Genomic DNA, 8,533 nt, shown 5'->3' with positions numbered 1-8,533 from the left:
TATTCAGCGGGCGCCGAACCCCACATTTATCGCCATGCCGGTTGACGGCGATTATTCGGTTCCTCTGGGCAAGCCGAAGGTGCTTGGCCGGGTAATGCGAGAGAGTGCCCGCCCGACATCCACTGCGTGGATTACCAGGCCGCTCAGTTTTGTTGTGAGTGATGGTATGGGCTTGTATAAGTGGGAACTTGAGGGACTGAAGCGGGAGTTCGGGGAGTAAAACAGCGCTTAGAATGCGATTTGGGGGCTCCGGATCGAGCGCTAAGGGCTGAAATATTGGTTGTTTTTCGTTGAAATTGGCGATTTTGGAGGATGAGGGGCATTTGCTCTGGTCCGACCCCAGACTCGACCAACCATCAGGCAGTGTTTGTGCGGTAATTCTCCCTAAGAGCCCCTAACAAAATGAGGTTCGTAACGATGGCTGAGCGAGAAGACCCAGTGGCGAGGCAGGCGAAGCAGGCATATCCGCTGAGATATGGCGATGCAGCCAAACGAAGCCAATGGGTTTTAGCAGCCGGCCAGAGCTGGACTTCATTTTGTTAGGGACTCTAAATTATCACAGGTAATTTTTATGGCAAGACCAGCGCAAAAATGGTATTTTAAAAGAAACCTGAGGAGAGAAAATATGAAAAACCCACGTTTCGATGATGTATTGGAAGCCGCCAGCCATCTTCCAATTGATGCACGGGAAGAACTCGTTGAGATCCTGCATAAACGAACAATAGCGGAACGCAGAAGCGGGCTTGCAAAAGATATTAAAGATGCACGAACCGAATACAGGAAAAAGAAATGCAAAATCGCCGGCCCTGATGACATTATTAATGAAATAGTATCATGAAACGTCCGCTTATTCGGTCCACGGCATTTATCCGCGCCGCAAAAAAGATGTTGCGAAAAAAGCCCCTTTTAGTCTCTGATATAAAAGAAGCCCTTGAAAAGCTCGAACAAGACGCCTATCATCCATACCTTAAAACTCACAAGCTGACAGGCAATCTCGCTGGTTCCTGGGCCTGCAGCGCCGGATATGATTTGCGTATTGTATTCAGTTTTGTAAAAGAAAAAGATAAAGAAGCTATTCTGCTTGAAACTATCGGAACGCATGATGAGGTTTACTAAACTTTAGTATGCCCTATCGGGCCGGGCCACACAAAACCGCGCTTCCAATCCCAACCATTATTTGTTTATCATATTTCAGCCGTCTTCTACCGGATTAAACTTTACCAATATTATTTTGAGATTCATTTATTGCTAAATTGTATATAGTGATTAACCATGCCTGAGAAGTCCAACAAAAAAACAGTAATCGCCAGACCCGGCCGGAAAATAGCCGGCAAAACCGGCCAACAACTGACAATAATTATCCCCGCCGAGGTCCGACCCCAAAGATGTCTTTTTAAGGCAGGTCTTGCTGGAATTTCTTGAACTGCGACGGCGGGATGCCTTTGTATTTCTTGAAAATCCTCGAAAATTCCTTTTGATCGGTGAATCCGACTTTAAAGGCACTCTCTTTCACCGAATACCCCTGAATTAATAGATCGGTAGCCCGATTGATTTTCGTATCCAGAATGTAGTGTTGCGGAGAATAGCCGATAACCTTTTTAAAAAGACGGGAGAAATAGGACGCATCGAGGTTTCTGGCCCTGGCCATATCATAGACCGAGATTTCCTTGTCGAGATTTCTGTTTACATAGGTGAGGGTGTCCATTATACGACGGTCGAGAATAAAGGAGAATTCGACTCTTTCGCTGATAAAGAAAAATAGCTGCTGAAGTTGTAATGCCGTAAAACGACTTCCAGTCCGCTGATCTTTAACAAATTGTTCAATCGATTTGATGATAAAATATTCGAGCGATCCATGGTTGATCTGATATTCGATTGTTTTATTGAAAAAATCAGGGCGGGAGTCGAATACTATCCACAAACAACACAAAGGATCGTGTGGATTATGAGTGATTGTATAGGGCACATTGGTGGGAAAAATATAGAGGGTATCTTTGTTCAACCGGATATGGCTCTCACTATCGACATAGGTAACGTCTCCCCTATAGACATAATACAGCCGGTGGGTCGCTCTTCCCTGTTTTTCGTCAACTTCCCATTCAGGCGCACAGACAGCTATTCCGTATTTTACAGGGATTATCTCTGCAATAAAGGATGGTGGAGGAATTTGCATGATACCTGGGCCTTTCACGCTGCTTTGCTCGTTAATGGAATATTATAAAATATAATTGGAACATATAATAGAAAGAAGAACCGAATGAGATTAAGGGTAAAAAAAGATCCATTCTTTGCCTCTCATCTTCCGCCCTGATGTTTCTTTTTATCCCGAAAATGTCAAACTTCTCCTCCTTTGCGTCAGTTCGTCCGGTTCCTTTCAATGCAGTATTGTGCTATCTTAGTATAAATGATAATGCATTCACAACGGTTGGAGGTTTTATATGTCATTTAAATATTCGGTGATTTTAGGCAATTTGGGCAACACCTGCGACCGTTTCCTATCATCGGGTTACAAAGAACAGCTTGATAAGGCCACAATGCTCAAGCAGGCTGCAAGTATCGACCGGGTTACCGGAATCGAGCTTGTGGGCACCTGGGATATCGATGAATCCAATGTTAAAGAGATGAAAAGCATGCTCGGTGACAACAATCTTCAGTGTGCATCAATAATCCCCGACCAATTCAGTCAGAAGCGCTGGGGTAAGGGGTCGTTCAGCGCTCCCGATAAATCTATTCGCGAGGCGATCGTAAAAGAGATAAAAACGACTGTCGATATAGCGGTTGAAATGAACTGCGACCTGCTCAATATCTGGCCGGGTCAGGACGGCTACGACTATCCTTTATGCGCCGATTACCTCGAAGAGCGCCAATGGTTTATCGATGGAGTTGTCGAGTGCGCAAAATATGCAAAAGAGAAAGGCGTGAAACTTGCGCTGGAGTATAAAATAAAGGAACCGCGAACCCATTCCTATCTTGCCCGGGTTGCCGATACGATTTTTGTGGTCAACACGATCAACATGGATAACGTAGGTATCTGTATCGATACCGGTCATGCGTTCATGGCCTACGAAAATGTCGGCGAATCGATCGCTTTGTGTAAGATGGCCGGTGATAAACTATTCCACATGCATTTCAACGATAATTACAGTTCCTGGGATGACGACATGATTGTAGGCTCCATCCGACTTGTTGAATATCTCGAAATTCTCTACTGGCTTAAAAAGACCTGTTATCAGGGATGGACCTCCATGGATCAGTATCCCTATCGTGAGGATGGTTACGGTGCTATCCGGAGCAGTGTGCTCTTTGTTCAACGGATGGAAGCCATATTAGAAAAGGTCGGAACACCGGCGGTAGAATCACTGATTAAGGAGCGGGATCCAATCGCCACCAGTGAATTTATTCGAGATAATCTGCTTGCAGCACCCCGATAAACCGTGCAGGCACAAAGAGAATTCCCTTTTTACTGAATTTCCACTGTGGGAATTGGTTTTCGAGCCCGCCTGAGCTGAACAGGCGGGCTTTTATTATGAAATGGAGGGGTGGAGTATGGGGGAAAATGTTTTCACCACCCTTCTTAATGCGGTTATTTCTTTTTTAGCGTGATCTCCCGCGGCCCATTGCTTCCCGGCTGGAAATAGAGCGTATCCTGATAGTAGTAGTCGCCTTTGATAAGCGTTATAACCCGTTTGCCCGGCAAAACATTAACCACTTCCTGATTGGCTTCACCAACATATTTGTCATCCATGAATATTTTCGCACCCGGAGGCTGAGTGGTGATAAAAATATTTGCCGTTGCCCGTTCCCGCTCAAAATCCGACATCACATTATTCGTATCATACTTCGAAAAATCGATTTTACCACCGCTCCCGGCACAGCCTAAAAGCAGTATCCCGCAGAAAATTAAAGCCAGACTTTTCATGGAAATCCTTTCTGGTGAAGATGAGTTGAAAGTTAAAGTTCGAAGGTTAAGAAAGGGGATTATTTTTCCTCTCATATCGTTGTGTCTCTTCCGATAGTACTTCGGGGCAGGTCGTTTGTCTCACATCTTTATATTTACCGAACTCATTGAGTCCACCTCATCCTCAGTCAACCACAATCGCTTCCCTGAACAATATACCTTTTGCTCCACTGAAGACGCTCTCCAGTTGGAGGATATATTTACCTTTGGGGACATCTTTTATATGCCCTTGGATACCGTATACGGATTGCTCTTCTTCATCACAGGTAAGCTCATCATCGGAGCTTCGTCTGATAATGAGAAGGTGCTCATCTGTGTTGAGGTTATAAGAAAATTCTGAACATGCCATATCGACATAGAAAAGTCTGAAAAAAATGCTGTCACCATCGACAGTCACCCGTGAATTTGATGGAGTGGTATCGAGGATTGCACATTTAAAGGGATACGGAGAAACATCTTCCGGTAGAGTATCGATTGATGAACGTATTGAATCGGATTGCGCAAAAATCTGTATTACACAAACAAGTATAATTACCGTAATCGGCAGTATTTTCATAACCGACCTCCCTCCTTTTTCTATATAGATATATAGAGCTGATCGATATACCATCAAAAGCCCGAATATGCTTCTATAAAGAATATAACATCAGAATTATGCGACAGAAAGTAAAATCTGAAAAGAATTTATTTAAGAGTATAAGATTTCAGTTCTACATTCAGATCTTTTCCACTTGCAAGTGTGGTACCCTCGATCGCAACAAGTGTTTTTTGCGGATCGTTAAGAAAATAGAAGTTGAGCTTAGGTGCTATCATACCGACAACCGGCATCATTATCGAAACTTCGAGCTGATATACCTCAATGGTGCCGTAGTGCTTTGTTGCAAGCCGCTTCTTTCCTTTGTTTACTACCTTGAAATTGGAGATTTTCTTGTTTTGCTGAGGAATACGAACACGGACCATTTTCTTGCCGGAATGAAAGGGAAAGGTCCGCAAAATATACATAATTCCGGGAATAGCGGTAATGATAAATTCATCAGGATCGCTTGTGTATACGTCCATATCAATCTTTGTTTTTGCATCCACCGTACCGCGCCGGGTAGTCTGTTTTCTCTTAAACTCCCGTATTTTGAGTTGATCATGAACAATTTCATATTCTTCTTCAATAAGCATGCCGGGCAATTGTATCGTTCCATTCACTTTCCAGCAAGCATTCGATTTTCCCCGGTTTTTAACCCGATACTCGATCACGACCGGAACATTCCCGGAGGAACTCCCCTTCTCTACCATTTCATACCGTTCATAGGAAGGAAGTTTATCGAGGTTTTCGATTTTAAATGATGACTGTGCTGCGGCAGCCATTACAATTATGAATAGAAACGATACCAAACATTGGGCTATATTAACTCGCTGAGCTCTCATAATATTATCCTTTTGTTAATATTTGCACCCGAAATCACTACGTGCTGAAAATTCAGGCCGAAACGATGGTGAACATGCACCGACTCACGCATGCTTCACGATTATTAATCATAAATAAAGTAAAACAGGAAAATCAGAAAAATGCCAGGCTATTTCGCCCTATTTTTATACTGTTGCCTGATACATTTTTCGTTTTAAATGATGAATCCTTTGCGATGTCTTTAAGCTCTGTCAGGTTCTTGTTTTTGAGATCCTGATAGGTGTAGGACATGTGGAAAACCTCCTTTAGTATAAACCATAGATTCGGAATAATAACTAAAATAATTTCAGGAATTTTTACAAGGCCCAAATACAATATACCATACCACCTGAAATAACTGCAAAAGGTAAACAGTTAAATTCCCGGGTAATTACTCCACTGTGCAGCCTGAATGAAGTTTAAATGAATTTTGTGTGGGATAATTTATCGTGAGGATACCGCGAGTTTTAGAATAAAAGTAGTACCTTCACCTGGTGCGGTTTTTATATCAATTTCTCCATTGTGTTTATTAACAATAATATCATAGGAAATGCTTAATCCCAATCCGGTTCCGCTTCCTGCCGGTTTGGTGGTAAAAAAAGGATCGAATATCTTCGGTAATATCATATCACCGATTCCAGGACCATTATCCGTGATCTCGATATAAACAAAATTGTTTTTCAAACGGGTGCTGATTCGGATTTTGCCTCTTGCAACGCCCTCCTGTTCTCTGATTGACTGAGCAGCATTAACAAGAAGATTGAGAAATACCTGATTCAATTCTCCAATTGCACATTCGACCGGTGGAATATTTCCGAAATCGGTTTCGATATCGGCATGATATTTTATTTCATTGCGCGCCATAACACAGGCGCTTTTCAGCCCTTCATTGATATCCGCCAGTGTATGGACTTTCTGCTCAACATTTCCGGCAAAATTCCTGATTGCGCGCACAATCTCTGTAATCTTATTTAAACCGTCAATGTTTTCTTTCATCAGTTCATCGATATCATCCAGAACCATATCGATTTTCAATTCCCTCTCCCTGCTCCTAATCTCCGGACTTGCCTGCTGTTTCCGATATAATTCCAGTACCGATTTCATTTTTTTCACATACCCGGCCAGGGTCGACGAGTTATTTGTCACGAATCCGACGGGATTGTTGATTTCATGGGCAATACCGGCGGCAAGCTGTCCGATACCGGCAAGTTTTTCGGATTGTACAAGATGCGCCTGAGTTTTTTGTAATCGGGCGTACATCTCTACAATATCCGCATAGAGACTTGCCTGAAGGCATGCAAGACTGAGTATCTTGAATGTGGCCCGCGAAATGTCCGACTCGCTTTTACCGGTGTGAAGAAATGCCAATCCCAGCGTCCGGGTAACCGTGAACAGAGGAATAATAACACAAAATTTTCCGCACGCAAGAGATTTTGCTTCGGTAAAAGCCATACGTTTGTTGGTAATACACCAGGGTACAATACCCGTATCGACTTGATAGTCGCATTCACTTTCATAGAATTCGACAGGAGAGTCCCCTTTGATAATCAAAGGTTCGAATTCAGCAGTTTCATCATTAACAACAAAAACACATCCTGAAACCGATTCTTTGCGGTCGCTGAGTATTGCCTGAAGAAAATCGAGGAGAAATGTATAGATTTCAACCGGCGTATTTCTGCTGTGGAGCTTCCCAACAAAATACTCAAGCAATTCATATCTGTCGTGAATGCTTTCGTTACGCATTACAGGCTGCCGTTCTTTTTCCAAGGATTTATTCCCCTAAGAGAAGATTCGACATGTCATCGTAAAGTAAACAGGTTTCATCGACTATTTCCTGCACATGTTCGATCGTCATACCGAGTGAATACCAGGATTCAGGAACAAAGTGCGGTACAAAAGGATCGCCGCCGGAGCCAAGTGCTATCGAGCGTACAATGACATTTGCACAATGAACAATCGATGTTATGGTAAATATCGATTCGCTGTTTCGACACATTATCGGGTCATGGTGAAATCCGATTGCAGATACGAGGACCGGTGGAATTCGCCACTGTTCGGCAAGAAATGCGCCAATATCCTGGTGAGTGAACCGGAGCACGCTTTTTTCTGCTTCCACAAGACGAAGTTTCTCATTTTGCCTGGTCGTTAATACCCTGACAAAGTCGTCATGAAGAAACTGGTCTTCGATAATCTTACCAATATCATGCAGCAGACCGGCGGCAAAAGCCTCCTCATGACTGGGACATTTGCTCTGTCCGACTTTCCGGCCGATAGCTCCCGCGCAGACAGCAACACCAAGGGAATGTTTCCACAACTCCGACTGACTAAATGCGTTTTTGCCTGTTTTCCTTCCAAACATCTTAAGGAGTGAAACCGAAAGGGCCATGTGTTTTATTTCGTTGAATCCCAGAATAACAACGCTGTGGCTTATGGTAGAAATCTTTTTGGGGAAATGATAATAGGACGAATTAACAACTTTAAGCAGTTTGGCAGCCAGAGCCTGATCCTGTTCGATCACCGCCCCAACATCTCGGGCAGAAACAGTGGGATCAGTAAGCATGGCCTGAAGGCGCCGACAAACTAAAGGAAGTGTCGGCAACTGATCGATCCGGCCGATAATTTTTTCCATACGGGTGCGCAATGCCGATTCCATAGTAACCCTACCCCTAAACAGAACCGGAAATATTCTGCATAGACTCCTCGATTGCTTTTTTGAAAGCGATTTCTTTTAAACAAGCAATAATTTCATTACCCTCGTCATTTCTGGAAAACCGTTTCTCGATTTCAGTTTTTATTGTCCGGACCTCCCTTGAATTCATATCAAGGGTATTTTCCCCCTCATAATCCGGAGCATCTCCTTCAACCATAACATGAGTGACACCCCAGGTCTTGAAAATTCGCATGTGTTTCCGGGTGACTGTAACTCCCGCGGCAAGCAAGGTGCGTCCCTGCGCAATAACCGGAGCGGCAGTAATCATACCTTCTTTAAGCGCTGCAGTGCGTAGACGAACCATATCTTGTTTGTACCCTGATATTTCTTTTATTGAACACTAAGGGGCAAAAGCGAAGTCAATTTCAATGATAACAAAGCGGGCAGATTTTGGCAAGATTCTTTTAATTATAATCCGACACATTGC

General features: G+C 43.4%; 11 protein-coding genes. 3 read left to right on the top strand and 8 right to left on the bottom strand.

Annotation, left to right across the window (positions count from 1 at the left end):
- The first annotated feature begins 625 nt into the window (after positions 1-625).
- On the top strand, positions 626-838 hold the full coding sequence (locus tag GF401_19085) for a hypothetical protein (GenBank protein ID MBD3347164.1): 213 nt from the start codon (positions 626-628) through the stop codon (positions 836-838).
- Complete coding sequence (locus tag GF401_19080; GenBank protein ID MBD3347163.1) at positions 835-1,116, top strand: type II toxin-antitoxin system mRNA interferase toxin, RelE/StbE family; 282 nt, start codon at positions 835-837, stop codon at positions 1,114-1,116. The genes GF401_19085 and GF401_19080 overlap by 4 nt, the downstream gene beginning before the upstream one ends.
- A 277-nt stretch (positions 1,117-1,393) precedes the next feature.
- On the opposite strand, the gene GF401_19075 is transcribed toward GF401_19080, so the two are convergent.
- Positions 1,394-2,173: a helix-turn-helix domain-containing protein gene (locus tag GF401_19075; GenBank protein MBD3347162.1), complete on the bottom strand. Its 780-nt coding sequence runs from the start codon at positions 2,171-2,173 to the stop codon at positions 1,394-1,396.
- A 265-nt stretch (positions 2,174-2,438) separates the two neighbouring features.
- Between GF401_19075 and GF401_19070 the strand changes: the two genes are divergently transcribed.
- A complete protein-coding gene (locus GF401_19070) occupies positions 2,439-3,431 on the top strand; it encodes a TIM barrel protein (GenBank protein ID MBD3347161.1) in 993 nt (330 codons plus the stop codon).
- 152 nt (positions 3,432-3,583) lie between these two features.
- Here GF401_19070 and GF401_19065 read toward each other — a convergent pair whose 3' ends face one another.
- The 7 genes from GF401_19065 to GF401_19035 form a co-directional block, all read right to left on the bottom strand.
- Entirely contained in the window at positions 3,584-3,994 is a 411-nt protein-coding gene (locus tag GF401_19065; GenBank protein MBD3347160.1) for a PEGA domain-containing protein, read from the bottom strand.
- An 88-nt stretch (positions 3,995-4,082) separates the two neighbouring features.
- Positions 4,083-4,514 carry a hypothetical protein gene (locus tag GF401_19060; protein ID MBD3347159.1) on the bottom strand — a complete coding sequence of 144 codons (432 nt, stop codon included), beginning with the start codon at positions 4,512-4,514 and terminating at the stop codon, positions 4,083-4,085.
- Positions 4,515-4,642: 128 nt separating this feature from the next.
- Positions 4,643-5,377 carry a hypothetical protein gene (locus tag GF401_19055; protein ID MBD3347158.1) on the bottom strand — a complete coding sequence of 245 codons (735 nt, stop codon included), beginning with the start codon at positions 5,375-5,377 and terminating at the stop codon, positions 4,643-4,645.
- Between the two features lie 133 nt (positions 5,378-5,510).
- A complete protein-coding gene (locus GF401_19050) occupies positions 5,511-5,648 on the bottom strand; it encodes a hypothetical protein (protein MBD3347157.1) in 138 nt (45 codons plus the stop codon).
- A gap of 192 nt (positions 5,649-5,840) precedes the next feature.
- The gene (locus GF401_19045; protein ID MBD3347156.1) at positions 5,841-7,139 is read right to left on the bottom strand and encodes a hypothetical protein; all 1,299 of its coding nucleotides are present in this window, start codon (positions 7,137-7,139) and stop codon (positions 5,841-5,843) included.
- Positions 7,140-7,167: 28 nt separating this feature from the next.
- Entirely contained in the window at positions 7,168-8,049 is an 882-nt protein-coding gene (locus GF401_19040) for an HDOD domain-containing protein (protein MBD3347155.1), read from the bottom strand.
- A 13-nt stretch (positions 8,050-8,062) separates the two neighbouring features.
- Positions 8,063-8,410, bottom strand: coding sequence for a hypothetical protein (locus GF401_19035; GenBank protein MBD3347154.1), 348 nt, complete (start codon positions 8,408-8,410; stop codon positions 8,063-8,065).
- Positions 8,411-8,533: the final 123 nt, after the last annotated feature.

The sequence above is a fragment of the Chitinivibrionales bacterium genome, assembly GCA_014728215.1.
Taxonomy (GTDB): Bacteria; Fibrobacterota; Chitinivibrionia; order Chitinivibrionales; family WJKA01; genus WJKA01.
This window is presented reverse-complemented; position numbering and strand designations above follow the sequence as displayed.

Excerpts from the sequence above, each read along its gene's own strand:
- GF401_19085 (MBD3347164.1), top strand. The coding sequence starts at position 626 with ATGAAAAACCCACGTTTCGATGATGTATTGGAAGCCGCCAGCCATCTT.
- GF401_19080 (MBD3347163.1), top strand. The coding sequence starts at position 835 with ATGAAACGTCCGCTTATTCGGTCCACGGCATTTATCCGCGCCGCAAAA.
- GF401_19075 (MBD3347162.1), bottom strand. The coding sequence starts at position 2,173 with ATGCAAATTCCTCCACCATCCTTTATTGCAGAGATAATCCCTGTAAAA.
- GF401_19070 (MBD3347161.1), top strand. The coding sequence starts at position 2,439 with ATGTCATTTAAATATTCGGTGATTTTAGGCAATTTGGGCAACACCTGC.
- GF401_19065 (MBD3347160.1), bottom strand. The coding sequence starts at position 3,994 with ATGAGAGGAAAAATAATCCCCTTTCTTAACCTTCGAACTTTAACTTTC.
- GF401_19060 (MBD3347159.1), bottom strand. The coding sequence starts at position 4,514 with ATGAAAATACTGCCGATTACGGTAATTATACTTGTTTGTGTAATACAG.
- GF401_19055 (MBD3347158.1), bottom strand. The coding sequence starts at position 5,377 with ATGAGAGCTCAGCGAGTTAATATAGCCCAATGTTTGGTATCGTTTCTA.
- GF401_19050 (MBD3347157.1), bottom strand. The coding sequence starts at position 5,648 with ATGTCCTACACCTATCAGGATCTCAAAAACAAGAACCTGACAGAGCTT.
- GF401_19045 (MBD3347156.1), bottom strand. The coding sequence starts at position 7,139 with ATGCGTAACGAAAGCATTCACGACAGATATGAATTGCTTGAGTATTTT.
- GF401_19040 (MBD3347155.1), bottom strand. The coding sequence starts at position 8,049 with ATGGAATCGGCATTGCGCACCCGTATGGAAAAAATTATCGGCCGGATC.
- GF401_19035 (MBD3347154.1), bottom strand. The coding sequence starts at position 8,410 with ATGGTTCGTCTACGCACTGCAGCGCTTAAAGAAGGTATGATTACTGCC.